The sequence below is a fragment of the Citrobacter sp. Cpo065 genome (assembly GCF_030332805.1).
In the GTDB taxonomy this organism is placed as follows: domain Bacteria; phylum Pseudomonadota; class Gammaproteobacteria; order Enterobacterales; family Enterobacteriaceae; genus Citrobacter; species Citrobacter portucalensis.
In genome coordinates this window covers 31206-57796 of sequence record NZ_JAOWHC010000030.1, presented here as the reverse complement: position 1 = coordinate 57796, position 26591 = coordinate 31206, and the positions used below count along the sequence as shown (strand labels likewise).

Here is a 26591-nt window from a genome sequence, read left to right as displayed (position 1 = left end):
TAATCAATTCCTATTTGGTTCTAAAGGCAATGTTGCAGGTTGTGACGTACCGCTCAATACCTTAGTAAAACCGGCGGTTATTGCGCTGATACTGTGGGACTTTTGGCGCTTTTATCGCCTTGATCACCCACACCACAGCAACAGCCAGTAGCAGCCAGGGCAACAGTTTAATCATCAAGGCAAATAGTCCGCCCAGAAACATCACGGCGGTGGCTACGACCAATGCGGCCAGAACGCCCAGCAAAGATACGCCGGTGACCATCAGCATGATAAAAAATCCAATCACAAAAAGTAGTTCCAGCATGGCTCTCTCCCGAAATGAAATTCTCTCCATTGCTTTACAAGAAACATGCCAAAAATAATGCGTTGATTTATAAAGAAAACGCCCCGCGACAAAGCGCAGGGCGTGGTGAAATTAACTAACTTTTGGTGAAAACTTAACGCTTGTCTGCCACCAGCTTCAGCGCATGCTCCAGAACGTTAATATCTGCCCCGGCTTTATGTGCATTCTCGCTCAGATAGCGACGCCACTGACGGGCACCAGGGATGCCCTGAAACAGCCCCAACATATGGCGTGTCACATGTCCCAAATAGGTTCCCTTACTCAGTTCACGCTCAATATACGGGTACATGGCACGCACCACGGCGACTGGACCGGTATCTTCGGTGGTAGCTGCAAAAATCTCGCGGTCAACGGACGCCAGAATGCCTGGGTTTTGATACGCCTCACGCCCCACCATCACGCCATCCATATGTTGCAGATGAATTTTCGCTTCTTCCAACGATTTAATGCCGCCGTTGATCGACATCGTCAGATGCGGAAAATCACGCTTTAACTGATAAACACGGTCATAATCCAGCGGTGGAATTTCGCGGTTTTCTTTCGGGCTTAACCCGGACAGCCAGGCCTTGCGGGCGTGAATGATAAACATCTCACATTCGCCTTTGCCAGATACCGTGTTGATGAAATCGCAAAGGAATTCGTAGCTGTCCTGGTCATCAATGCCGATACGAGTTTTCACCGTTACCGGAATCGACACCACGTCGCGCATTGCTTTGATGCAATCGGCAACCAGTTGCGCATTCCCCATCAGGCAGGCGCCAAACATGCCATTCTGTACGCGGTCGGAAGGACAACCCACGTTGAGGTTAATTTCGTCGTAGCCCCGCTGCTCAGCGAGCTTTGCGCACTGCGCCAGCGCCGCAGGATCGCTCCCGCCCAGTTGCAATGCGACCGGATGTTCTTCTTCGCTATACGCCAGATAATCGCCTTTACCATGAATGATTGCCCCAGTGGTTACCATCTCCGTATAGAGCAGCGTCTGGCTGGACAGTAAGCGCAAAAAGTAGCGGCAGTGTCTGTCCGTCCAGTCGAGCATCGGCGCGATAGAAAAACGATGAGCGGGAAAAGCGGTAGACTGAGATTCAGGCAGCATGGCGAATATTCAAGTATCCGGTTAAAAAAGGGGCGCTACTATAGCATAGACCGTTACGATAGTGAGCCACATCCTCGCGGCTCACTCCCCCTGACCCTAAACAAAAGCTATTTACGCCCCGGTTTTCCGTCATGAGATCCAAAAAACTGCGGCGGATGGTCGACCCAGCGATCCTCACGTGTAGCGGCATAGACCGGGTTAAGCGGATAATAAATGCGGTTGTATTTTTTGTTCGCCTCACCCACGACTAACAGGCGCACCTCTTCACTGGTGTTATTGATAAAGGTATGGCACACGCCTGTACCTGCCGGGAAACCGACGCTGTCGCCCGGTTCCAGCTTCCATAAATACCCGTTAATCCAGGCCTCAGGATAACCTTCCAGCACGTAGATAAATTCTTCTTCATCGCTTTCAGCGTGCGGGTACGACGTGCGCCGACCCGGCGGCAGGCGTTCATGATGAATACCGAGTCGTCCTAACCCCAACTTGCGGGCAAGCGGCGCACCAATAGCAAATAGCTCATCGCTGTCAGGATAAGTGGAGTCATCAGCCCCCTCAACCTCACGCCAGTGGCGAATACAATCGGGTCTTTTCATGGTTATTTTCCAGTATTGCGATGCGTCAGGTATAGCACACCACGGTGGATCTCGGCGTTTTAAGCAGAACATGTTAAAGTAAGGGATTAACCTTCCACGCAAATCGAGGCGCCAAATGGACAAAACCACTACGCAAGAGTTATTGGCTCAAGCTGAAAAACTCTGCGCGCAACGCAACGTGCGGCTTACGCCACAACGCCTCGAAGTACTGCGCCTGATGAGCCTGCAGGAAGGTGCGATCAGCGCCTATGACCTGCTCGACCTGTTGCGGGAAACCGAGCCGCAGGCTAAGCCACCTACCGTATATCGTGCGCTCGATTTTCTGCTGGAACAAGGTTTCGTGCACAAGGTGGAATCCACCAACAGCTATGTGCTTTGTCATCTGTTCGATCAGCCAACCCACAGCTCGGCGATGTTCATTTGCGACCGCTGTGGCGTGGTAAAAGAAGAGTGTGCGGAAGGCGTGGAAGACATTATGCATACGCTGGCGGCAAAAATGGGCTTTGCACTGCGGCATAACGTTATTGAAGCCCACGGGCTGTGTCCGGCCTGTGTGGAAGTTGAATCTTGCCGCCATCCTGGCGAGTGCCAGCACGACCATACGATTCAGGTGAAGAAGAAAGTTGGGCGCTAGGTAAGCGGGAGAGCGTACATCCTTGTACTCTCAGGAGGGAAGGGTTAATTACCAGCGGTAATCATTACGTTTTTCCCAATCGTTAACTTCTTTCTCCGCCTGATCTTTCGCGTAACCGTAACGCTCCTGGACTTTACCGACCAGTTGGTCACGTTTACCTTCAATGACCGTCATATCATCATCGGTCAGTTTGCCCCATTGCTCTTTCACTTTACCTTTAAACTGCTTCCAGTTGCCGCCGACTTCGTCTTTATTCATCATCAAGTCCTCATCGTTAGGTTGTGAATAGCGAGAGTGCCATGTCCAGACACATGCTGTTTTTGCTGGACGTGAGAATAAGTGTAGTCAGTGATTCTGGGTTTTATTTACTATTCGGAATTTTTAACCATCCCGCTCAGGCAAACCAGGTTCCATTACGCCAGTGACGTCGCCAGATAAAGGCCAGTGAAAGCCCGCGCAACGCCAGGAAAACGGTTAACGCCAACCACAAGCCATGATTTCCCAGCCACGGCAAAGTCAGCAGCGTTAATGCGAATCCTGTGGCGGCAACGGCCATACTGTTGCGCATTTCTGCCGCGCGCGTCGCGCCAATAAACATTCCGTCGAGCAGATAACACCAGACACCCACCAGCGGTAACACCACCTGCCAGAAAAGATAGCGATCGGCCAGCTGTTGGATCTGCGGCAGCGAGGTCAGCAGCGCAACAATCTGCTCGCCAAACAGGGCATAAGCCAGCGAAAACAAAATAGCCACAATACCGGACTGTCGGCAGGCCGCCCGCCAGACGTCCAGCAACTGGCTACCATCTCGCGCCCCATAGGCCTGGCCCGAATGCGCTTCCACGGCATAGGCAAATCCATCCAGCGCGTAGGCGGTAAAGGTTAGCAGAGTCATCAGAACGGCATTAACCGCAATGATATCGCCTCCCAGACGCGCACCCAGCACCGTGATAGCGCCAAAACAGAGCTGCAGCAGTAGCGAGCGCAACATGATGTCACGGTTAAGCGCCAGCAAACGGCGGAAGTTGCCACGCCACGCCTGCTTCAGCATTGCCAGCGAAATTCCGCGCATATGCAGGACTTTGCGCACCATCATCAGGCCGATCAGCAAGGTGGCATATTCAGCAATCACCGTTGCCAGTGCCGCACCCTGCACGTTCATATGCAGGCCCATCACCAGCCATATATCAAGCACAATGTTGAGAATATTGCCGACAATCAACAAGATAACCGGCGCACGCGCATACTGAACGCCAAGCAGCCAGCCGAGCAGCACCAGATTCGCCAGCGAGGCGGGTGCGCTTAACCAGCGAATTTCGAGGAAACGTCGGGCCTGCTCCAGTACCGCTTCACTTCCGCCAACAATGTGCAGAGCCAGATCGATAATCGGCGTACGAAAAAGTGCGATAAGCAACCCTGCTCCCAGCGCCAGCATGAGCGGCTGCACCAGTGCGCGCGCCAGCGCCTGCGGATTTTTCGCACCAAATGCCTGGGCGGTAAGACCGGTGGTGCTCATGCGCAAAAAAAGCAGCAGCATAAAAAGAAAACTGGTTGCCGTAGCACCAACCGCAACACCGCCAAGATAGGCCGGACTATCCAGATGACCAATCACCGCGGTATCCACCAGTCCCAGCAGGGGAACGGTGATATTGGAAAAGATCATGGGTAAGGCGAGGTGCCAGAGTGCTTTATCAGAAGAGGTAAAGAAAGGCATACAGGAGGGCCTGAGAAGAAGTTAGACGTACTGGATAATGTGATGCAGGCCCGGCAAGCGCAGCGCTACCGGGCACGTTGCCGGATGGCGACGTCATCGTCTTATCCGGCCTACAGGGATTCAACAGAAAATTACAGCCATTCACCGTTACGGATGACGCCTACTGCCAGCCCTTCAATAGTGAAGTTTTGTTCGCGCAGGTCGACAACGATAGGTTTGAATTCGCTGTTTTCTGGCAGGAGTTCAACCTTGTTTCCCTGCTTTTTCAGGCGCTTAACCGTAACTTCGTCATCAATACGGGCAACAACAACCTGGCCGTTACGCACGTCCTGGGTTTTATGCACAGCGAGTAAATCACCGTCCATAATCCCGATATCTTTCATCGACATACCGCTAACGCGCAGAAGAAAATCGGCGTTCGGTTTGAACAGTGAAGGATCGACTTGATAGTGGCCTTCGATGTGCTGCTGCGCCAGAAGTGGCTCACCGGCTGCCACGCGCCCCACAAGCGGTAACCCTTCTTCTTCTTCCTGCAACAGTCGAATACCGCGCGATGCGCCGGATACAATTTCCAGCACACCTTTACGCGCCAGCGCTTTCAGGTGTTCTTCAGCTGCGTTTGGGGAACGGAACCCCAAACGCTGCGCGATCTCCGCACGCGTCGGTGGCATACCTGTCTGGCTGATGTGATCTCTAATGAGATCAAACACCTCTTGTTGCCTGGCCGTTAACGCTTTCATTCCGCCCCCTGGGTGTATATACAGTTATGCTGTGAGTATATACAGCTAAAGGCGATTTTGGAACCGCAAACTGCACAAAAAACAGGAGATTTATGCAGTTGTGGAAGCCTTATCGCAAATGCGACCACAACAGGATGCCCCAGGTGATTAGAGCGACAAAAATAGACAGCAATACCGCAGCCGACCCCATATCTTTCGCTCGACCGGAAAGTTCGTGGTACTCAGAACCAATACGATCAACCACCGCTTCAATCGCACTGTTGAGGATTTCAACGATCATCACCAGCATCACAGAACCGATCAACAACACGCGGGTAATTGCATCAACATCCAGCCAGCAGGCGATGGCGACGCCCAGCAGGACGGCAACACTTTCCTGACGGAATGCCGCCTCATTAATCCATGCGGCGCGAAAACCTTTCCAGGAATAACCTGCAGCTTTGATAATTCGGGTGAATCCAGTGGTATTATTGGCCATCAAAAAGAACCTTTTTACATTATTAGCGTCAATGTCATTGTAACGTTACCCCGTTTGTTCAGGGTGTGGCAAAGCAGCGCGAAGTATGACCGGATACCACAGAAATTCACTAAACTTTCTGATATCCTTGCAGCGCATTTGCATTATTAACCAGAGGCTTTACATCGTTTATGTCCGGCTGGCCACGAATTTACTACAAATTACTGAATTTACCATTAAGCGTCCTGGTAAAAAGCAAGTCTATTCCAGCAGAACCTGCTCCGGAATTGGGACTCGATACTTCGCGTCCCATTATGTACGTCCTACCGTACAATTCGAAAGCAGACTTGCTGACGCTGCGTGCCCAATGTCTGGTGCACGACCTCCCCGATCCCCTGGAACCACTAGAGATAGACGGAACGCTGTTACCGCGCTACGTGTTTATTCACGGCGGTCCGCGTGTATTCACCTATTACACGCCGAAAGAAGAGTCCATCAAGCTGTTCCACAACTATCTCGACTTGCATCGCAGCAATCCGGATCTGGATGTGCAGATGGTGCCGGTTTCGGTGATGTTTGGCCGTGCGCCAGGGCGTGAGAAAGGCGAGGTCAATCCGCCGTTACGTATGCTAAACGGCGTACAGAAATTCTTTGCGGTGTCCTGGCTGGGTCGCGACAGTTTTGTCCGCTTCTCCCCGTCAGTTTCTCTGCGTCGTATGGCGGATGAACACGGTACGGATAAGATCATCGCCCAGAAGCTGGCTCGCGTGGCGCGTATGCACTTTGCTCGCCAGCGCCTGGCCGCTGTCGGCCCGCGCCTCCCTGCCCGCCAGGATCTGTTTAATAAGCTGTTAGCTTCAAAAGCGATCGCTCGTGCGGTAGAAGATGAAGCGCGCAGTAAAAAAATCTCCCACGAAAAAGCGCAGCAAAATGCCATTGCGCTGATGGAAGAGATTGCCGCCAACTTCTCCTACGAAATGATTCGTCTGACGGACCGTATTCTGGGCTTTACCTGGAACCGTCTGTATCAGGGGATTAACGTTCACAATGCTGAACGTGTACGCCAGTTGGCGCACGATGGGCATGAAATCGTGTACGTTCCGTGCCACCGCAGCCATATGGACTATATGCTGCTGTCGTACGTTCTGTACCATCAGGGTCTGGTGCCGCCGCACATCGCAGCCGGTATCAACCTGAACTTCTGGCCCGCGGGTCCGATTTTCCGCCGTCTGGGCGCGTTCTTTATTCGTCGTACCTTCAAGGGCAACAAGCTCTATTCCACCGTATTCCGTGAATACCTGGGCGAGCTGTTCAGCCGTGGTTACTCGGTTGAGTACTTTGTCGAAGGGGGCCGTTCACGTACCGGTCGTCTGCTCGACCCGAAAACCGGCACGCTGTCGATGACTATTCAGGCGATGCTGCGCGGCGGTACACGTCCGATTACCCTCGTTCCTATTTACATCGGCTATGAGCACGTAATGGAAGTGGGCACCTACGCAAAAGAGCTGCGTGGCGCGACGAAAGAGAAAGAAAGTCTGCCGCAAATGCTGCGTGGCTTAAGCAAGCTGCGTAATCTGGGTCAGGGCTACGTCAACTTTGGTGAACCAATGCCATTGATGACTTACCTCAACCAGCATGTGCCGGAGTGGCGTGAATCTATTGACCCTATCGAGTCTATCCGCCCGGCCTGGCTGACGCCGACGGTGAATAACATTGCCGCCGATTTGATGGTGCGCATTAACAACGCAGGCGCGGCCAATGCCATGAACCTGTGCTGTACTGCTTTACTGGCCTCCCGCCAGCGCTCTCTGACCCGTGAACAGCTGACCGAACAACTCGACTGCTACCTGAGCCTGCTGCGCAATGTGCCGTATGCTGCGGATTCGACTGTGCCGGCACAGAGCGCCAGTGAACTGATCGACCACGCCTTGCAGATGAACAAGTTTGAGGTCGAGAAAGACACCATCGGTGACATCATTATTCTGCCGCGCGAGCAGGCGGTATTGATGACCTACTACCGCAATAACATTGCGCATATGCTGGTTCTGCCTTCGTTGATGGCAGCCATTGTGACTCAGCATCGTCGTATTTCACGCGCCGCGTTGCAGCAGCATATTGATGCGCTGTACCCGATGCTGAAAGCGGAGCTGTTCTTACGCTGGGAGCGTGATGAGCTTGCCGGAGTGATTGACGAACTGGCCAGCGAAATGCAGCGCCAGGGACTCATCACCCTGACCGATGACGAACTGCATATCAATCCAGCCCGCTCCCGCACGCTACAGCTGCTGGCGGCAGGTGCTCGCGAGACGTTGCAGCGCTATGCCATTACCTTCTGGCTGCTGAGCGCGAACCCGTCCATTAACCGTGGCACGCTGGAGAAAGAGAGCCGCACCGTGGCGCAACGCCTCTCAGTGCTGCACGGCATTAACGCGCCGGAATTCTTCGATAAAGCCGTGTTCAGCTCTCTGGTGCTGACGCTGCGTGACGAGGGATTCATCAGCGATACCGGAGATGCCGAACCGGAAGAGACGATGAAGATCTATCAGATGCTGGCCGAACTGGTCACGTCAGATGTGCGTCTGACCATCGAGAGCGCCACTCAGGGCGAGTAAGCATAAAAAAACCGGTCGAAATGACCGGTTTTTTTATTTTGCAGGCTAAGCCAAAATCAAAAATGCCAGTAGCTCATTGCCAGACCTAAGAACAGCACCAGACCGACGTAGTTATTGTTCATAAACGCTTTAAAGCAAGCATCACGTTCACGGTTGACGATCAGTTTCTGCTGATAGACAAACAGCGCGCCCGCCACCAACAGAGACCAGTAATAGCCCAGTCCTAACCCGTTTAACCAGCCCACCAGCGCCATCAGCACCAGCACACCTACCTGCAAAATACCAATAATCAGCTTGTCGTTCTGACCGAACAGGATCGCGGTCGATTTAATGCCGATCTTCAGGTCATCATCCCGGTCAACCATGGCGTACTGCGTATCATAGGCCACCGCCCAGAGAATATTCGCAAGGAACATCAGCCAGCAGCTCAGCGGTACGGATTCACTCACGGCAGCGAACGCCATCGGGATCGACCAGCCAAACGCCGCCCCCAGCACCACCTGCGGCAGATGCGTATAGCGCTTCATAAACGGGTAAACCCACGCTAATGCTAATGCCGCAACGGACAACAAAATGGTCATCGTGTTGAGGGTCAAAACCAGCAGGAAGGCCAGCAGCACCAGTACCACAAACAGCGTTCGGGCTTCTTTCTCGGTGACAGCCCCGCTCGGCAGCGGTCGATTCGCGGTGCGTTTGACGTGCCCGTCAAATTTCCTGTCGGCATAATCATTCACCACGCATCCGGCGGCACGCATTAACCAAACGCCAGCGACAAAAACCGCCAGGATCCACAGTTGCGGCATGCCTGGGGTCGCCACCCACAGAGCCCACAGCGTAGGCCAGAGCAGCAGTAAGGCGCCGATTGGCTTATCCGTACGCATCAAGCGGTGAAACGCCAGCAGCTTATTCTGCGTCAGACTCCACTCCATCTTTATCTTCCTCTCAGTACAACGGCGACGCAGGCAGAAAAAGCTCGGTAAGCATCAGTGGCTTACCGCTCAGCCGCAGGCGGGAACGACGCCCCCACAGCGCTGCATCGCGGCCAATCTCAATAAAATCTCGGGTCAATGTCGATGACGTAAACAGGTAGCGTCCGAGCGGGGTTTTCCCCAGGTTCTGTAAGGCCAGTTCAGGGCCGCACAAGGTTGATTCAGGCACCACAGTCCGTCCGGCAAGCCAGGGTTCACCATCCGCGCATAACAGGATTTCACGTAACCAATAACGAGACTCTTTAGGCAGCAGCGTCAGTTCTTCAGCCACCTCATTTTGCCCAACGAATTCTTCGCGAATCAACGTTACGGTGACCTTTTTCCCCTGCTGCTCAAAACGTTTGGTCATGGAATCTTCCAATAACAACCAGTCGAGCAGTTGGGCGTCCAGCGCCGGGATCGCATCAAAATAACGCAGCGCACGCAGTTGCGTTAACGCAGGGTGTGGCATGCCTTACTCTCCGATTTATAACCTGAAGGCATTGTATCGCAGAAAAGGCATTACGGGGTGAGCAAACACGATTAAGTGATCGGTAGGGCAACATAAGTGTAACAATTAGCACCGAAGGATAAAAAAAGGTGCGCCAGGAGACGCACCAGTTGTTGCAAAATCAACAATGTGGGGAGATGTTTACCCCTTGCCTTTTACACTGCTGATAAAGGTGGATCGGGCAGATTTGGATCCCAGACGTTCCGCTTCATCAAGCAGCTTCAGCGCTTTATCAACATCGCCTTTCGCCACGGCATCCTTAATCGCCTGATTAAAATAGCTTTCCGTGTCGTTCAGCATTGGCTCGCTTTTCTTCACGGGTTGTGGTGCCGGAGCAGCAACGGCTGCCGCCGGAGCCGCGTAAGCCACTGCAGGCGCGGCGGTATTACCAACCGTAACAGGGCCAGGGCCGGAAGAACCAAACAGCGGCCCGACCAGCACGCTGGAGGAGGAGCTGGTTTTAACTTTCAGTTTCAGCAGACCATCGGTGGTATGACGCGCGATCGGGTCAGGGATATCAGGAACAGCGTTACCTACCCCCTTGGCATAGGCTTTTGCCGGGTCGAGCAGGGTCGTGGTCTGCTGGAGATCTTTATCTGTGGTAAAGACCAGAACATACAGTTTTTGCTGGCCCAGCGCTGGCGTCAGACGCATTACGCCTTCCAGACGATCGGCACTCATCACGCCGGGCTCCTGGTAGGTGAAATAGCTGCTGGGGAAGAACGCAGATGGCGTCATGTTTTGGTCAAGAATTAAGACGTTTGGCGCAAATACGCTGGTTTGTTTGTTGACTTCACTGGACAGCGTCAGGGTCAGTTCGCCAATATTCGCCGGTACGCTATAGGCTGCGACCGGGCCAGTAATACCAGCAACATCTAAACGCTGACCTGCATTGGCAAGCTGTGTGGACTGAGTTTTAGATTGATCAACCGGCGTCCAGGTTAACTGTTGCAGCGCAGCAGTGGGGATTGTTGGGGCCGCGGTGGTGTTCTGCGGAACAATATTTACATCGGCCAGGCTGATGCCAGGCGCGCTGGCAAATAACCCTGCAGATAAACAAAGGGCAACGAGACTTTTCTTCATTTTCATTGTTATCACCTCAGATAGCATGGGTTCAGCGGTGGCCAGGCAATAGCGCGCTAAACCGTAATCAAGAGGGGCTTGCGCCCCTCTTTCGGTCTTTACGTCAGGTTAGTGCTGAATTACCACCAGATTTCCATCTGAGCACCGAAGGACCACTCATCGCTGTCGCCACGGCTGGTGGTGCTGATACCAGAGTTTGTTGCAGCTGCGTATTTAGATACGTTGTTACCATTTTTAACGTAGCCCCACTCTTCATCCCATTTTGCATAGGTTGCAAAGACGCGGATTGCCGGACGAGACCAGATGCTGTCGCCTGCCTGCCACTGTTGCGCCAGGGTGATTTTGTATTGGCTGTTGCGATCGCCAGTCTGTTGAGATTTGACGTTGTCGTAGCCGACTTCCATCAGGGTGCTCATGATCGGCGTCCATTTGTACATCGGACGAATACCCACGGTGTACCATTCGGTCCCCAGGTCGTTATCCATATCGATATTCTGATACATACCGACGTACATCAGGTCCCACTTGTCGCCCAGAGAGATAGCACCGTGGTCAAGTACGCGCACCAGGCTACCGTTGTTATTCACAACATTGTTGGCATAGTTCACGCCATCAATAGTAATGCTAGATGAGCCGTAGGAACCTTGAGACAGGCCTTTGCCCTGAGTGGTCATAGAATCTGTCGCGTACTGAACCACAAACTTGTTGTAGCCCTTCAGCATGCTCTGGGTATGTTCAGCGGTGAACATCCAACCGTCTTTAGATGCGCCGTCTGCCAGGCTGTAGTCGTCGGTGGTGTTAGCACGACCGTAGTCGACGCCCAGCTCCAACATACCATCCGGGTTAGTAGCCATCTGCGCTAAACGAACGTCAAATACATCGTTCGCGGTGTCTTTGGTACGGTCATAGATATTCTGGCTGCTGAACGCGTATGAACCACCCGCTTCCTGAGAACGGGTTGCTGCCAGAGATAGTTTACCGAAGCCCAGATCGATGTTTTCAATACCAGCACCAGGACCTGAAATATCCCAGTAATAGAAGTCGATCATGTGGACGTCATGACGCTGATAGAAGCGCTTACCGGCCCAGATAGTGGAGCCTGGCAGCCATTCAATCAGGTTTTTACCCTGCACGTTGGCTTCACGGAAGGCCGGGTCAGTCCCTTCCCAGTCATTTTGCTGTGCAACGGAGTAGGCGACGTTGGTGTCGAAGTAGAAGCTCTTATCACCTTCTTTCCACACTTCCTGGCCTAATTTAATTTCAGCGTAGGTTTCACATTCGTTACCGAGACGGTATTTACTTTGTGCACCTGTTGCCTGGAAACATTGTTGTTCGCCGCCACTACCCGTCCAGCCGATACCGGAACGAGCATAACCATGGAAATCCACAGCCATTGCCTGAACAGACATAATGCCTGCTGCCACAGCAACCGCCAGAGGAAGTTTGCGCAGAGTAATCATCGTTCTATCTCCTGAGATCATTGCTTTTCTTTAAACGCTGCCACCTTCTAAAACTGCGAATGGTTTTGCGTTTCGTTTTTTTATGGGGACCTTAAACGCCTGGCTCCTGGTGCAACCGACGACATGCAGTGCCATCCTCACGGAACAGATGGCAACGCTCTGGCGGCAGGCCGATAGCGAATGTGGCACCCTCTTCTACCAACACCACGTCGTTCTGGCGGTAAACCAGGTTTTGACGGATGGCGGGGATCTGGATATGAATTTGTGTTTCGTGACCAAGCTGCTCGACCACCTGCACTTCACCTTCAAGGGTGACATCGGCGATATCGCTGGGCAGCAGATGTTCCGGGCGGATACCTAAAGACATGTTGGCGCCAACCTGTACCGCATGGCTGTCCACCGGGAGCCAGACTTGCTGGCGGTTTGGTAATTCAACCTGCACCTGATCAATCGCCGTTGCCGTGACTTTCACCGGCAGGAAGTTCATCTTCGGTGAACCAATGAAGCCCGCCACAAAGCGGTCAGCCGGGTAGTGATACAGTTCCAGAGGCTTACCAACCTGCGCTACGCGACCGGCATCCAGCACCACAATTTTGTCGGCCAGCGTCATCGCTTCGACCTGATCGTGGGTGACGTAAATCATCGTGCGGCCAAGACGTTTATGCAGGCGGGAGATTTCAATACGCATCTGCACGCGCAGAGCGGCGTCGAGGTTCGACAGTGGTTCGTCCAGCAGGAATACGCGCGGTTCGGCGACCAGCGTACGGCCAATCGCCACACGCTGACGTTGTCCACCGGAAAGCGCTTTCGGTTTACGCTCCAGCAGGTGTGCCAGTTGCAGAACTTCCGCAACCTGATTCACGCGCTGGTTCATCACCTCTTTTTTCGCTCCGGCCAGTTTAAGGCCGAACGACATGTTCTCCGCGACAGACAAATGGGGATACAACGCGTAGGACTGAAAGACCATGCCCACTCCGCGTTCGGCGGGCGGAATGTCGTTCATCCGGATCTCCCCGATAAACAGGTCACCACTGGTGATGGTTTCAAGTCCGGCGATCATACGCAGCAAGGTCGACTTACCGCAGCCTGACGGTCCGACAAACACCACGAATTCCCCTTCGTGAATGTCGAGATTGATATCTTTCGATACCACCACGTCACCCCAGGCTTTCGTTACATTTCGTAGCTGTACGCTCGCCATGCCCTTCTCCCTTCGTTACAACCTGTCATCGACAGCAACATTCATGATGGGCTGACTATGCGCGATCCCTTGACTGGGTGAATCCTCCACCCCCCGGCTTTTTTATGGGGGAGGAGGCGGGAGGATGAGAGAGCAGCGTCTGAGACCCGGGCCACCAGCCTCAGAGGAATTTCGTGATGCAGCCTGCAAAAATCGGTGGGTTTTTATGTGCGCCAGTACGCAATACTCACATTTATGTAACACAGATCACATAAAGAGCGGGTGGGGCGTAGGGGTAAGGAGGATGGAAAGAGGTTGTCGTATAAAGAAACTAGTAACCGTTAAGCCACCTCTGCAAAATCACCAAACAGGATGGGAACTATGAAAATCAAAACTGGCGCACGCATCCTCGCATTGTCTGCATTAACGACGATGATGTTTTCCGCCTCGGCTCTCGCCAAGATTGAAGAAGGTAAGCTGGTTATCTGGATTAACGGCGACAAAGGCTATAACGGCCTCGCTGAAGTGGGCAAAAAATTCGAGAAAGACACCGGGATCAAAGTCACTATTGAGCACCCTGACAAACTGGAAGAGAAATTCCCGCAGGTTGCCGCGACCGGCGACGGCCCGGACATCATCTTCTGGGCACATGACCGTTTTGGCGGCTACGCTCAGTCTGGCCTGCTGGCTGAAATCACGCCTGACAAAGCGTTCCAGGACAAGCTCTATCCGTTCACCTGGGATGCCGTACGCTATAACGGCAAACTGATTGCCTACCCGATCGCGGTTGAAGCGCTGTCGCTGATTTACAACAAAGACCTCGTTCCAAATCCACCGAAAACCTGGGAAGAAATTCCTGCACTGGATAAAGAGCTGAAGGCGAAAGGTAAATCCGCGCTGATGTTTAACCTGCAAGAACCGTACTTCACCTGGCCGCTGATTGCCGCCGACGGTGGTTACGCGTTCAAGTTTGAGAACGGTAAGTACGATGTGAAAGATGTTGGCGTGGATAACGCTGGCGCGAAAGCGGGTCTGACCTTCCTGGTTGATCTGATCAAGAACAAACACATGAACGCGGATACCGATTACTCCATCGCCGAAGCGGCCTTTAACAAAGGCGATACCGCGATGACCATCAACGGTCCGTGGGCGTGGTCCAACATCGATAAGAGCAAAATCAACTACGGCGTCACGCTGCTGCCAACCTTCAAAGGCAAAGCGTCTAAACCGTTTGTTGGCGTTCTGAGCGCCGGTATCAACGCCGCCAGCCCGAACAAAGAACTGGCGAAAGAGTTCCTCGAAAACTACCTGCTGACCGATCAGGGTCTGGATGAAGTGAACAAGGACAAACCGCTGGGCGCCGTTGCGCTGAAATCCTTCCAGGATCAGTTAGCGAAAGACCCACGTATCGCCGCCACCATGGATAACGCCCAGAAAGGCGAAATCATGCCGAACATCCCACAGATGTCTGCATTCTGGTATGCCGTTCGTACCGCAGTGATCAACGCAGCCAGCGGCCGTCAGACCGTCGATGCCGCACTGAAAGACGCGCAGGGTCGTATCACCAAGTAATGCAGTTGTGAACGTCCCGGATGGCGGCATAAATGCCTTATCAGGCCTACATACCCTGTAGGCCTGATAAGCGCAGCGTCATCAGGCACGCTGACCAACAGGTTTTCATTGTTGTTGAGGATTGAACCCCATGGATGTCATTAAAAAGAAACACTGGTGGCAAAGCGACACGCTGAAATGGTCAGTGATGGGTCTGCTTGGGCTGCTGGTCGGTTACCTTGTTGTTTTGATGTACGCTCAGGGGGAGTACCTGTTTGCCATCATGACGCTGATTTTAAGCTCTGCTGGCCTGTATATTTTCGCTAACCGTAAAGCCTATGCCTGGCGCTATGTTTACCCGGGCGTTGCCGGTATGGGGCTGTTTGTCCTGTTTCCACTGATTTGTACGATCGCCATTGCCTTTACCAACTACAGCAGTACCAACCAGCTGACATTTGAACGTGCTCAGGAAGTCCTGATGGATCGTTCGTATCAGGCTGGGAAAACCTACAACTTTGGCCTGTATCCGGCGGGTGATGAGTGGCAACTGGCCCTCACCGACGGTGAAACCGGCAAGAATTACCTTTCTGACGCCTTTAAATTTGGCGGCGAGCAGAAACTGCAACTGAAAGAAGCCGAGGCGCTGCCGGCAGGCGAACGTGCAACGCTGCGTATCATCACGCAGAATCGCCAGGCGCTTACCCAATTGACCGCCATCCTGCCGGATGAAAGCAAAGTTACCATGAGTTCGCTGCGCCAGTTTTCCGGCACGCAGCCACTCTATACGCTCGCTGAAGACGGTACGCTCACCAACAGCCAGAGCGGCGTAAAATACCGCGCCAACAACGATATTGGTTATTATCAGGCGATTAACGCTGACGGTAGCTGGGGTAGCGAAAAACTCAGCCCGGGCTACACCGTTGCCATCGGCTGGGATAACTTCACCCGCGTATTTACCGACGAGGGCATCCAGAAACCGTTCTTCGCCATCTTCGTCTGGACGGTGGTCTTCTCGGTACTGACCGTTATTTTGACCGTTGCCGTGGGCATGGTGCTGGCCTGTCTCGTACAGTGGGAGTCTCTCAAAGGCAAAGCGATTTACCGCGTCCTGCTGATTCTTCCGTATGCCGTACCGTCGTTTATCTCGATTCTGATTTTCAAGGGCTTATTCAACCAGAGCTTTGGTGAAATCAACATGATGCTGAGCGCGCTGTTTGGCATCAAACCGGCCTGGTTCAGCGACCCAACCACCGCGCGTTCGATGATTATTATCGTCAACACCTGGCTCGGTTATCCATACATGATGATCCTGTGCATGGGTCTGCTGAAAGCGATTCCTGACGACCTGTATGAAGCCTCGGCGATGGATGGCGCAGGTCCGTTCCAGAACTTCTTTAAGATAACGCTACCGCTGTTGATTAAGCCGCTGACGCCGCTGATGATCGCCAGCTTCGCCTTTAACTTTAACAACTTCGTGCTGATTCAGTTGTTGACCAACGGTGGTCCGGACCGTCTTGGTACCACCACACCAGCCGGTTATACCGACCTGCTCGTAAGCTACACCTACCGTATCGCCTTTGAAGGCGGCGGTGGTCAGGACTTCGGTCTGGCGGCGGCGATTGCCACGCTGATCTTCCTGCTGGTTGGTGCGCTGGCGATTGTGAACCTGAAAGCCACACGTATGAAGTTTGATTAAGGGAGATAACGACAATGGCTATGGTCCAACCGAAATCACAAAAGTTACGTTTATTCGCAACGCACTTAGGGCTGCTGATTTTTATCGCGGCGATCATGTTCCCGCTGCTGATGGTTATCGCTATCTCGCTGCGCGAAGGTAACTTTGCCACCGGCAGCCTGATCCCGGAAAACATCTCCTGGGAACACTGGAAACTGGCGCTGGGCTTTAGCGTTGAACACGCGGATGGCCGTGTGACGCCACCGCCGTTCCCGGTACTGTTATGGCTGTGGAACTCGGTGAAAGTGGCCAGCATTACCGCGATCGGTATCGTGACGCTTTCCACTACCTGTGCTTACGCCTTTGCCCGTATGCGTTTCCCGGGCAAAGCAACCCTGCTGAAAGGGATGCTGATTTTCCAGATGTTCCCGGCGGTGCTGTCTCTGGTCGCGTTGTATGCTTTGTTTGATCGCCTGGGCCAGTACATTCCGTTTATCGGCCTGAACACGCACGGCGGCGTGATCTTCGCCTACCTCGGCGGTATTGCGCTGCATGTATGGACGATTAAGGGCTATTTCGAAACTATCGACGGTTCACTGGAAGAAGCGGCCGCGCTGGATGGCGCTACGCCGTGGCAGGCATTCCGCCTGGTGCTGCTGCCGCTTTCCGTTCCGATTCTGGCGGTCGTGTTTATTCTGTCTTTCATTGCCGCTATTACCGAAGTACCGGTCGCGTCACTGCTGCTGCGTGATGTGAACAGCTATACCCTTGCGGTAGGTATGCAGCAGTACCTCAACCCACAGAACTATTTGTGGGGCGACTTTGCCGCCGCGGCTGTACTTTCAGCCATTCCGATCACTCTGGTGTTCTTGCTGGCACAGCGCTGGCTAGTCAACGGTCTGACCGCGGGTGGTGTGAAAGGTTAAGTTTTACCGAAGTACCTGCCCGGCAACGGGCAATGCCACTGCAACCCTCAACTTATGTTATCCCAACCTGTGACTGTTATTCGGCGCTCTACGGAGCGCCCTTTTTTTATGTTATTTTGCATCACTGTTACGATTATTTCCTTTCGTGCTCTCCATCACTGCAATTCTATTTTCCGTCTGAATATAGATAAATTAAACAGAATTAAGATCACAGAAAAGACAAAACGTAATTGCAATGTAAAAAATGATAATTGTCTTCCCTGCCTGTTAAATTCAACATCACGGCACTGATCAAAAGAGCTGTATCCTCTAAGGCAGGTCTGAATGAACTCTCAATATAATTCCAGTTATATTTTTTCGATTACATTAGTGGCAACGTTAGGAGGGCTATTATTCGGCTACGACACTGCGGTCATATCCGGAACGGTAGAATCCCTGAATACCGTGTTTGTCGCGCCACAACATTTAAGTGAATCCGCCGCCAACTCGCTGTTGGGCTTTTGCGTCGCCAGTGCGTTGATAGGCTGCATCATCGGCGGTGCACTGGGCGGCTATTGCAGTAACCGGTTTGGCCGCCGGGACTCGCTGAAAATCGCGGCTCTGCTGTTCTTTATTTCCGGTATTGGTTCCGCCTGGCCGGAATTAGGCTTTACGACGATTAATCCTGATAATTCCGTACCTGTTTATTTGGCCGGATACGTTCCCGAATTTGTTATTTATCGTATCATTGGTGGTATTGGCGTAGGTTTAGCCTCAATGCTCTCACCAATGTATATTGCTGAACTGGCACCCGCACATATTCGTGGAAAACTGGTGTCATTTAACCAATTCGCCATTATTTTTGGTCAATTGTTGGTGTATTGCGTTAACTATTTTATCGCCCGTTCTGGCGACGCTAACTGGTTGAATACCGATGGCTGGCGCTATATGTTTGCGTCCGAAAGTATTCCCGCCCTGCTGTTTTTACTGCTGCTGTACACCGTACCAGAAAGCCCGCGCTGGCTGATGGCGCGTGGCAGACACGAGCAGGCGGAAGGTATTCTGCGCAAAATTATGGGCAGCACCCTCGCCACCCAGGCCATGCAGGAGATCAATCAGTCTCTGGACCATGGTCGTAAAACCGGTGGTCGCCTGCTGATGTTTGGCGCAGGCGTTATCGTCATCGGCGTAATGCTGTCTATCTTCCAGCAATTCGTCGGTATTAACGTCGTGCTCTACTACGCCCCAGAGGTGTTTAAAACGCTGGGAGCCAGCACCGATGTAGCGCTGTTACAGACCATCATTGTTGGCGTGATCAACCTGAGCTTTACCGTGCTGGCGATCATGACGGTGGATAAATTTGGTCGCAAACCGCTGCAGATTATTGGCGCTCTGGGCATGGCCATTGGTATGTTCAGCCTCGGTACCGCGTTTTATACCCAGGCTTCCGGGCTGGTTGCTCTGCTGTCGATGCTGTTTTACGTCGCCGCATTCGCCATGTCCTGGGGACCGGTTTGCTGGGTGCTGCTGGCAGAAATCTTCCCCAATGCGATTCGCGGCAAAGCGCTCGCCATTGCGGTGGCCGCACAATGGCTGGCGAACTATTTCGTCTCCTGGACCTTCCCGATGATGGACAAAAATTCGTGGCTGGTTTCCCATTTTCACAACGGTTTCTCCTACTGGATTTACGGTTGTATGGGTATTCTGGCGGCGCTGTTTATGTGGAAGTTTGTACCGGAAACCAAAGGCAAAACGCTGGAAGAACTTGAAGAACTGTGGGAACCCGCCGCAGAGAAAACCCAGCCTGCCTCTGCGCAGTAATCCTGACCTGCAACACGCCGCAGCCCGATTGCGGCGTGTTGTCTTTTACTCTCGCTTCAGCCGTTTTGAATTACACAGCCACAGGGTGATCACCAGCAGCAGGATCGCCGCGGAATAGATCAGCACATCCATCGGTGCTTTATGATCGACAATGATCAACCGCACAATCGCGGTGATCCCGATATAAACAAAATAGCGCAACGGAAAGTGAAACCCCGACTGAAAGTACTTCACAATCAGCGCGATAAATTCAAAATAGAGGAAGTAAACCACCAGCCCTTCCACCAGCTCATACTTGCTGGTTTGTTCCGGCGCGAACAGCACATCCGCCAGATGCAGCGTTTCTTTCCCGAGGAATACAACCAGGATCAGGCCCAGACTCAGCAGTCCCAGATTCAACACGGTCTGTAAGATGGTGGAGATAAACTCCACTCGCGGACGAGATAGCGACGTCATAACAGCACCTCTTACTCAGTGGCGAGGTTCATGTATAACGCAAAAATGTGACAGAGATCTACATTTTTTGTTTATGTTTTGTGCAAGAAAGGTCAGCGGGGAATGATGAATGTCACGACACATTTCACAGGATGAAGTATGCAGCTAAGACAATCCGCTGTCCGCAACGTTACCTGCGGTGAGAACGTGGTAATTTATGAACCCGCAAATCTCTACAATTGCACATTGGGTGACAACGTTTTTGTCGGGCCATTTGTTGAAATCCAGGGTAATACGCAAATTGGCGCAGGCAGCAAAATTCAGTCGCACAGCTTCATCTGCGAATATGTCACCCTGGGCGCCCGCTGTTTTATCGGTCATGGCGTGATGTTCGCCAACGATATGTTTCGTGAAGGAAAACCCAACGCCGACCGCAACAGTTGGGGAAGAATTTCGATTGGCAACGATGTCTCAATCGGCAGTGGAGCGACCATTCTGGCGGTCACAATCTGCGATGGCGCGGTCATCGGTGCGGGGAGCGTGGTGACCAAATCGATCACCGAGAAAGGCGTGTATGCAGGAAACCCGGCAAAATTATTGCGTCGCCTGTAACTTGCCTGCTGACGGCGCAAATGCCTTATCCGGCCTGCAGTACAGGCAGTTTGTAGGCCGGATAAGCGTAGCGCCATCCGGCTGGCAAACGGCTCGATTACCGGAAGTTCTCACTTCTGTCGCTGGTCATGTCGTACAGACCAAACTTACGTCCAAGCTGCTGGCCGCCATCACGCGTTAACGGCGTCCAGCCAATCGCCGCACGGCTGCGGGTCGGGCCTGACGAGAACAGATCCAGCGGCACGGATACGTACACCCCTTTGGTAAAATCACCCTCTCCGTACTCATCCGGCGAGGCGTCGGTGATGGTCGCATAGCCGCCTACCACAACGCCACTGTCAAAGCGCTTCGCCACTTCCAGCGTTCCGCCCTTATCTCCCGCCAGATACTGACCCACGCTGGCTTTCACCAGTACATCCTGAGCGAATGACGGATTCCAGTACGCCGTCAAATGCCCGGTCTTCACGCTGTAGTCGGTGAATTTCATCATGTCCTGCGCGCTACGCCAGTCACGCTGTTTCACGTAGTTGGCATCAACACCAAACGCCCAGTTGCTGTCCAGCGGACGATACAGCACTTCTGCCCCCGCTCCGCCGTACATGGTTTCCAGATAGCCACCGTAAACCTGTCCGTAGAACCCGTTTCCGAGTGACTGGAAGTAGTTGGCCTGTAGGTTATTCACGTAGACATCGTTTTGCACATACTCGCGCACATGGGTACGCACTCGTGGCAAATGCGAATCCTGCGGCGGGTTGGTGTAGTTAAATTTGTCATAGTTATTGGCGAGGTTGGCGAACAAACTCCCGGTGGTCAGCAGGTGATCGGTAACCCACCAATCCGCCGTTCCCATCACGCCCAACTGATACATATAGAAGTTTTCCGGGCCGCCCACCGACTGGTTAAGCACCGGATCGATGTGGAAATCGAAGCGTGACTTATCGATATACCAGCCCTGCTCGGTCGTTTTCGGCACCACGGGCTCAACGCGTTTTTGCGCCAGCTGGGTTTCATGGCCCAACGGTTCGCCTTCCAGATGACGCTTGAGGCTGGAAACCTCCGTTTCGGTCGTCACCTGCGGCAAGTTAAGACGATTTTCCGTAATACGGATCGTGCGGATCCCATCGGGAAGATCGTTCATCACGATCCGGTTGGCACGTTCGATCCCTTCGCGCGAATCACGGTATTTCACCTGTTCACCGGTCACATACAGCGTATCGCCCTGCACCTGAATTTTAGGATCGGCCAGTCCGGCGTTATATTTCAGCAGCGTTAGCTGATTCGCCACCACCGAGTGTTGCAGGATGGCATCCTGCGGCTGTGGCTGATATTTCGGGCGGGCGTTGTCGTTATAGTTTGGCCGCAGATCGTTGAAGTTAGTCCGCAGCGTGACCCCAAACATAAAGGTGTTCCCGCGCTCATAGCTGAGGTTAACGTCGGCCCAATCGGTGACGCGATAAATAGCGCCGACGTTAAACTTGCTCTTCTGATCCAACTTGCCCGCAAAATCCTGCTGGTAATTGTTTCCCTCATACTCCAGTTTCAGACGCAACGGCTGCCAGGGCGTCTGATACTCGACGCCGCCAAACAGCGATGCCGGGCCGTGGAACATCTGGCTGCCGTCAATAGAACCGGCCTGCTTGTAGCTGTTATCGCGATAGCAGAATTTATCGCTGTATGAGCAAAACGGATTGCTGACGTTACCGCTGGTCCCGAGATATCCCCAGCCCAGGCCAAGCGAGAAATCAAACGGCCCCCAGGCTTTATTCGCCACAATATACTCCGCATCGAACAAGCCAGTTCCGCCAATATCTCGCGCGCCAACCGCCACCTGCGGCATCCAGTAGCTCTCTTCCCATAGCCGTAGTTTGAGATCAAAAGCTTTATCCTTGTAAGTCTGATCGCCAGAAAACGACTCCACGCTACTGTATTTTTTGGTACGCACATCGGTATAACGCAGCGTGGTTTCCAGCCACGGGAAGAGCTGCACCGACGCAGAGTAGTAGCGGTACTGATCGTTATCGCGGTAATTGAGGCTCATTTCGCCCTCGCGCGCCATGCGTGCGGTTGGGGTTTGCAGCAGCCCCACGCCGCCAAAATCGGACTGCGAAGGTCCAATGGGCGCGGGCCAGGTTTCACCGTGGCAGGCAACGCTTACGCCCAGCGCCAGTAAGCTGAGCAGATAAGTTTTTCTCATTATTCGGGTATCCGCTGGGTCAGGGTGCGAAGAATGTCGGCATTAATTTCATCCGGGGTGCTGCTCCAGACAGCATCAGAGAGTCCGACATAAATGATGCTGCCGGGCATCGGCTCAACGTGACGTTTGTTCCAGTAAGCGACCGGTACTTTTTGCGTGCGCCCGTCAGGATAGATAACCCAGGCGAAGCTACGATCCGCGCCGCTGAGCCGACTTTGCCCATCGAGATAACTGGCAACATCACGCCCGGGCATAAACGGTTGTTTACCCGGACGGCTTAGCATGCCAAACAGCGTGATATGCGTTGGCTGCGCTCCGACCCACAGCGTGTAATTGCCCTGCAACGGCGGGTTGCCTCGCTCGCTGACGCGCACAACATCCGGGTCAAGATTAATCATCTGCCTGCCGGTCACCTTCAGCGCCTGAATCCGCTGGCGTAATGTGTTGATAGCCTCGGCATCGTCACCGCTTTCTTCAGCACTCAGCGCTGCCAGACGAGCCAGTAATGTCTGCTGTTGGCGTTCTGCCGCCGCCGTTGCCCGCTCTTCGCTGATGACCACTCCGGGCCACCAGCTATTACTCAACCGCGGCTGTCCAACCAGGTCGAGCAGATGTTCGGCCCCGGTCAGCGTTTTTGGCTCTTCGCTGGCGGAGGTAAAGACCTTGACGCTGCCCGCAGCAAAAACAGACGCTGCGCTCAGGCTCAACAGCAGCGCCATAACGACTCGTTTGATCATGATTTTGCCGCCTTAATCAGCGTGGTTTTCACCGGGAAGTAATGCGCGCCAAGATACTGTTCCGACTGGCGAATCTGCCCTTCACTGTCGATCCAGTAGCGGTTATGCCAGCGCGTTTGATCGGTAGTTATCTCTTCATCGAGGATCCGTACCGGGGTGTCATCGCTGCCGACCTTGATGGTGTCTGCGCCATCCCATTTGAAAACCGATCGCGCGGTGGCATAGCGTACCTGCTGATGTTCAGTCCAGCCCATTGTGCGGGTCCACGTTGCGCCATCGACTATCTGATTGGGTTTGATGAGTGGGTCTGCCGCCAGATTATTCACCTCAATTAGGTTGTCCCCGCCGAGATGCGTTTTCACAATGCGCCCATGCTGCGTGACGAGAATAGCCCGATCCTGAGTCACCCATTTCTGCTGTCCGTTTTCCGCAAACGCGAGTACCACAAACAACTGGGGACCGCCGTTTAGCTGCATATACTGGCTGGCGTAGGGCATATTTTGGATTTCATCGTCCGTCATCTGTACGCCGGGAGTACCAAACACGCTATCCCACAGCGAATGCCCCAACCCTTCGGTGGTGGCTGAGCACGCCTGCAGTAACAGGCAAACCATTATGAGCGCTGGTCGCTTCACGACGTTTCTCCGCATTATTGCCGGGTGGCGCAACGCTTATCCGGCCTACAAATCCCACATACATTTGGCAATAATTCAAAATAACCACACCGAAGTGTGGTTAGAATTAAACGTACCTCTATTACTGGGTACTGGTGGTTGTGGTGGTTGTAGTTCCGGTATTAGAACCATCGCCGCCACCGGTCGCCGCCAGGGCGACTCCCACTGCAGAACTTACGGTGCTCACGCTGGTTGCGGAGGAACTTCCTGCCGAAACCGACGCGGCAGCCGACCCTGCTGCCTCACCCACCTGAACGGGGGCGGCATAGACAGAAGTCGCCGCAAGCGCAGATATAGCCCACAGGCCATACAGAACTTTTTTCATCACAAATTCCCTTCATTGTATGAATGGAGATTTACCCAAAAGAATTTCGGGCGAGATCGAGTATACACAAGCCAAAGTGTGCAAATTACGCCACGCGGGAATTTAGGATAATTAGATAACGAAAGGAAAAATGATTAAAAAATACAACAAAGACAAATGAATCAATAAATTAAAATATAAAAATTAAAATGCAATATCCGGTAAATCCGAAAACATCAGAAATTGAATAACATTAATAAAATTATTTTAGGATTAAGCTCAATTAAGGTATGAAGTTAGAACGTAGATATCCTGGAGCATTCTTATAAAAAAGCCGATATTAATATCGGCTTTTTATTTCATTAATGCCGGAGGCGGCTAAACGCCTTATCCGGCCTACAAGTGTGTGCTATCAAGCACGCCAGGACTTATAACGGTTAATCAAACCGTTGGTAGAACTGTCGTGGCTGCTCACTTCGGAACCATCTTTCAGCTCTGGCAGAATGCGGTTCGCCAGCTGTTTGCCCAGCTCAACGCCCCACTGGTCAAAGGTGAAGATGTTCAGGATAGCGCCCTGAGTGAAGATTTTGTGTTCGTACAGTGCAATCAGCGCACCCAGGCTGAACGGCGTGATTTCGCGCAGCAGGATGGAGTTCGTTGGGCGGTTACCTTCGAACACTTTGAACGGTACAACGTGGTCCAACGTTGCCGGATCTTTACCCTGGTCGCGGTATTCCTGCTCAACCACTTCACGAGATTTACCGAATGCCAGCGCTTCGGTTTGCGCGAAGAAGTTAGACAGCAGTTTCGGATGGTGATCCGACAGCGGGTTGTGGGTGATGGCCGGCGCGATGAAATCGCATGGAACCATTTTGGTGCCCTGGTGGATCAGCTGGTAGAACGCATGCTGGCCGTTAGTACCCGGCTCACCCCAGATGATTGGGCCAGTCTGGTAATCCACCGCATTGCCGTTACGGTCAACGTATTTACCGTTGGATTCCATGTTGCCCTGCTGGAAGTAAGCCGCGAAACGGTGCATATACTGGTCATACGGCAGAATCGCTTCGGTTTCGGCACCGAAGAAGTTGTTGTACCAGATACCGATCAGCGCCAGCAGCACCGGCAGGTTTTTCTCAGCCGGAGTGGTGGAGAAGTGTTTGTCCATCGCATGCGCGCCGGAGAGCAGCTCAACAAAGTTGTCGAAGCCTACGGACAGGATGATGGACAGACCGATTGCAGACCACAGGGAGTAACGACCGCCAACCCAGTCCCAGAACTCGAACATATTGGCAGTATCAATACCAAACTCGCCAACCGCTTTACCGTTAGTGGAGAGCGCTGCGAAGTGTTTGGCAACGTGCTTGTTGTCGCCTGCGGTCGCCAGGAACCAGTCGCGCGCGCTGTGGGCGTTGGTCATGGTTTCCTGGGTGGTGAAGGTTTTGGAAGCGACCAGGAACAGCGTGGTTTCCGGGTTCACTTTCTTCAGCACTTCAGCAATGTGCGTACCATCGACGTTAGACACAAAGTGCATGTTCAGGTGATTTTTGTACGGACGCAGCGCTTCGGTCACCATGAACGGGCCGAGGTCAGAACCGCCGATACCGATGTTTACTACATCAGTGATGGCTTTACCGGTATAGCCTTTCCAGCTTCCGGAGATGATCGCTTCAGAGAAGGATTTCATCTTCTCCAGCACAGCATTCACTTCCGGCATGACATCTTTGCCGTCAACGATGATAGGCGTATTGCTACGGTTGCGTAGCGCCACGTGCAGCACGGCACGGTCTTCAGTGCGGTTGATTTTCTCACCGGAGAACATGGACTTGATGGCACCCGCCAAATCGGTTTCTTTCGCCAGATCCTGCAGTTTAGCCAGCGTCTCTTCAGTGATGCGGTTTTTGGAGAAATCCACCAGCATCAAATCGTCAAACGTCGCGGAAAACTTAGTGAAACGATCGCTATCTTTCGCGAAAAGATCCGCGATAGTAACGTCTTTCATTTCTTCAAAGTGTTTTTGTAGTGCCTGCCAGGCTGAGGTCTGCGTTGGATTGATGTTTTTCATTAGCAATACTCTTCTGATTTTGAGAATTGTGACTGAGATCGATTGTAACGCCAGTCACAGAAAAGTGTGATTGTTTTAATGCCATTGCCAGGGCATCCGCCAAACGTGGCTAAAAAGTATAGCGGTTATTAGCGTTGTTATTAGTACCGTTACTCAACGCAGTTGCAGCATGAAAAATCCGCATAATCCCAGCGTTGACAGTGCAAGCTACACATTTTATTTATAAATAC

25 protein-coding genes are annotated in these 26591 nt (G+C 52.9%); 7 read left to right on the top strand and 18 right to left on the bottom strand.

Going from position 1 to position 26591, the window contains the following annotated elements; all coding sequences use genetic code 11:
• Positions 1–61: 61 nt before the first annotated feature.
• From pspG to OGY68_RS10720, 3 genes are all read right to left on the bottom strand, one after another.
• Positions 62–304 (bottom strand): envelope stress response protein PspG, encoded by a 243-nt coding sequence (pspG, locus tag OGY68_RS10730; protein ID WP_003031713.1) that lies wholly within the window; start codon positions 302–304, stop codon positions 62–64.
• Between the two features lie 133 nt (positions 305–437).
• Complete coding sequence (gene dusA, locus OGY68_RS10725) at positions 438–1436, bottom strand: tRNA dihydrouridine(20/20a) synthase DusA (RefSeq protein ID WP_057068689.1); 999 nt, start codon at positions 1434–1436, stop codon at positions 438–440.
• Between the two features lie 107 nt (positions 1437–1543).
• Entirely contained in the window at positions 1544–2032 is a 489-nt protein-coding gene (locus tag OGY68_RS10720) for a cupin domain-containing protein (RefSeq protein WP_003031710.1), read from the bottom strand.
• A 115-nt stretch (positions 2033–2147) separates the two neighbouring features.
• On the opposite strand from OGY68_RS10720, the gene zur reads away from it, so the two are divergent.
• On the top strand, positions 2148–2666 hold the full coding sequence (gene zur, locus OGY68_RS10715) for a zinc uptake transcriptional repressor Zur (RefSeq protein ID WP_003031709.1): 519 nt from the start codon (positions 2148–2150) through the stop codon (positions 2664–2666).
• A gap of 48 nt (positions 2667–2714) precedes the next feature.
• Here the strand turns inward: zur and OGY68_RS10710 are convergent, their stop codons facing one another.
• From OGY68_RS10710 to OGY68_RS10695, 4 genes are all read right to left on the bottom strand, one after another.
• On the bottom strand, positions 2715–2924 hold the full coding sequence (locus OGY68_RS10710; protein WP_003031706.1) for a CsbD family protein: 210 nt from the start codon (positions 2922–2924) through the stop codon (positions 2715–2717).
• A gap of 136 nt (positions 2925–3060) precedes the next feature.
• A complete protein-coding gene (gene dinF / locus OGY68_RS10705; protein ID WP_057068687.1) occupies positions 3061–4380 on the bottom strand; it encodes an MATE family efflux transporter DinF in 1320 nt (439 codons plus the stop codon).
• A 131-nt stretch (positions 4381–4511) separates the two neighbouring features.
• Positions 4512–5120 carry a transcriptional repressor LexA gene (gene lexA, locus OGY68_RS10700; protein WP_003826596.1) on the bottom strand — a complete coding sequence of 203 codons (609 nt, stop codon included), beginning with the start codon at positions 5118–5120 and terminating at the stop codon, positions 4512–4514.
• A gap of 109 nt (positions 5121–5229) precedes the next feature.
• Positions 5230–5598, bottom strand: a complete 369-nt coding sequence (locus OGY68_RS10695) for a diacylglycerol kinase (protein ID WP_003826594.1) — start codon at positions 5596–5598, stop codon at positions 5230–5232.
• Between the two features lie 170 nt (positions 5599–5768).
• On the opposite strand from OGY68_RS10695, the gene plsB reads away from it, so the two are divergent.
• Complete coding sequence (gene plsB / locus OGY68_RS10690; protein WP_008786919.1) at positions 5769–8189, top strand: glycerol-3-phosphate 1-O-acyltransferase PlsB; 2421 nt, start codon at positions 5769–5771, stop codon at positions 8187–8189.
• 56 nt (positions 8190–8245) lie between these two features.
• On the opposite strand, the gene ubiA is transcribed toward plsB, so the two are convergent.
• From ubiA to malK, 5 genes are all read right to left on the bottom strand, one after another.
• The gene (ubiA, locus tag OGY68_RS10685; protein WP_003826589.1) at positions 8246–9118 is read right to left on the bottom strand and encodes a 4-hydroxybenzoate octaprenyltransferase; all 873 of its coding nucleotides are present in this window, start codon (positions 9116–9118) and stop codon (positions 8246–8248) included.
• Between the two features lie 13 nt (positions 9119–9131).
• Entirely contained in the window at positions 9132–9629 is a 498-nt protein-coding gene (ubiC, locus tag OGY68_RS10680; RefSeq protein WP_003826587.1) for a chorismate lyase, read from the bottom strand.
• Between the two features lie 180 nt (positions 9630–9809).
• Positions 9810–10757, bottom strand: coding sequence for a maltose operon protein MalM (gene malM / locus OGY68_RS10675; RefSeq protein WP_008786918.1), 948 nt, complete (start codon positions 10755–10757; stop codon positions 9810–9812).
• A 113-nt stretch (positions 10758–10870) separates the two neighbouring features.
• Positions 10871–12211 (bottom strand): maltoporin, encoded by a 1341-nt coding sequence (locus tag OGY68_RS10670; RefSeq protein WP_020996090.1) that lies wholly within the window; start codon positions 12209–12211, stop codon positions 10871–10873.
• 91 nt (positions 12212–12302) lie between these two features.
• The gene (malK, locus tag OGY68_RS10665; RefSeq protein ID WP_057068685.1) at positions 12303–13412 is read right to left on the bottom strand and encodes a maltose/maltodextrin ABC transporter ATP-binding protein MalK; all 1110 of its coding nucleotides are present in this window, start codon (positions 13410–13412) and stop codon (positions 12303–12305) included.
• Between the two features lie 360 nt (positions 13413–13772).
• On the opposite strand from malK, the gene malE reads away from it, so the two are divergent.
• From malE to xylE, 4 genes are all read left to right on the top strand, one after another.
• Complete coding sequence (gene malE, locus OGY68_RS10660; RefSeq protein WP_003031680.1) at positions 13773–14963, top strand: maltose/maltodextrin ABC transporter substrate-binding protein MalE; 1191 nt, start codon at positions 13773–13775, stop codon at positions 14961–14963.
• Positions 14964–15093: 130 nt separating this feature from the next.
• Positions 15094–16638, top strand: coding sequence for a maltose ABC transporter permease MalF (gene malF / locus OGY68_RS10655; protein WP_003826577.1), 1545 nt, complete (start codon positions 15094–15096; stop codon positions 16636–16638).
• 14 nt (positions 16639–16652) lie between these two features.
• Positions 16653–17543 (top strand): maltose ABC transporter permease MalG, encoded by an 891-nt coding sequence (gene malG / locus OGY68_RS10650; RefSeq protein ID WP_003826575.1) that lies wholly within the window; start codon positions 16653–16655, stop codon positions 17541–17543.
• A 324-nt stretch (positions 17544–17867) separates the two neighbouring features.
• Positions 17868–19343 carry a D-xylose transporter XylE gene (gene xylE / locus OGY68_RS10645; protein ID WP_032942091.1) on the top strand — a complete coding sequence of 492 codons (1476 nt, stop codon included), beginning with the start codon at positions 17868–17870 and terminating at the stop codon, positions 19341–19343.
• Positions 19344–19388: 45 nt separating this feature from the next.
• Here xylE and psiE read toward each other — a convergent pair whose 3' ends face one another.
• On the bottom strand, positions 19389–19799 hold the full coding sequence (gene psiE, locus OGY68_RS10640) for a phosphate-starvation-inducible protein PsiE (RefSeq protein WP_003031674.1): 411 nt from the start codon (positions 19797–19799) through the stop codon (positions 19389–19391).
• A 138-nt stretch (positions 19800–19937) separates the two neighbouring features.
• Between psiE and OGY68_RS10635 the strand changes: the two genes are divergently transcribed.
• Entirely contained in the window at positions 19938–20390 is a 453-nt protein-coding gene (locus OGY68_RS10635) for an acyltransferase (protein WP_057068684.1), read from the top strand.
• A gap of 97 nt (positions 20391–20487) precedes the next feature.
• Here the strand turns inward: OGY68_RS10635 and OGY68_RS10630 are convergent, their stop codons facing one another.
• The 5 genes from OGY68_RS10630 to pgi form a co-directional block, all read right to left on the bottom strand.
• Positions 20488–22584 (bottom strand): YjbH domain-containing protein, encoded by a 2097-nt coding sequence (locus tag OGY68_RS10630; RefSeq protein WP_057068682.1) that lies wholly within the window; start codon positions 22582–22584, stop codon positions 20488–20490.
• Positions 22584–23321 (bottom strand): capsule biosynthesis GfcC family protein, encoded by a 738-nt coding sequence (locus OGY68_RS10625; protein ID WP_057068680.1) that lies wholly within the window; start codon positions 23319–23321, stop codon positions 22584–22586. The genes OGY68_RS10630 and OGY68_RS10625 overlap by 1 nt, the downstream gene beginning before the upstream one ends.
• Positions 23318–23956, bottom strand: a complete 639-nt coding sequence (locus OGY68_RS10620) for a YjbF family lipoprotein (RefSeq protein ID WP_057068678.1) — start codon at positions 23954–23956, stop codon at positions 23318–23320. Before OGY68_RS10620 ends, OGY68_RS10625 begins: the two co-directional genes overlap by 4 nt.
• Positions 23957–24077: 121 nt before the next feature.
• A complete protein-coding gene (yjbE, locus tag OGY68_RS10615) occupies positions 24078–24320 on the bottom strand; it encodes an exopolysaccharide production protein YjbE (protein WP_003826562.1) in 243 nt (80 codons plus the stop codon).
• Positions 24321–24711: 391 nt separating this feature from the next.
• Complete coding sequence (pgi, locus tag OGY68_RS10610) at positions 24712–26361, bottom strand: glucose-6-phosphate isomerase (protein WP_003826559.1); 1650 nt, start codon at positions 26359–26361, stop codon at positions 24712–24714.
• Between the last annotated feature and the right edge of the window lie 230 nt (positions 26362–26591).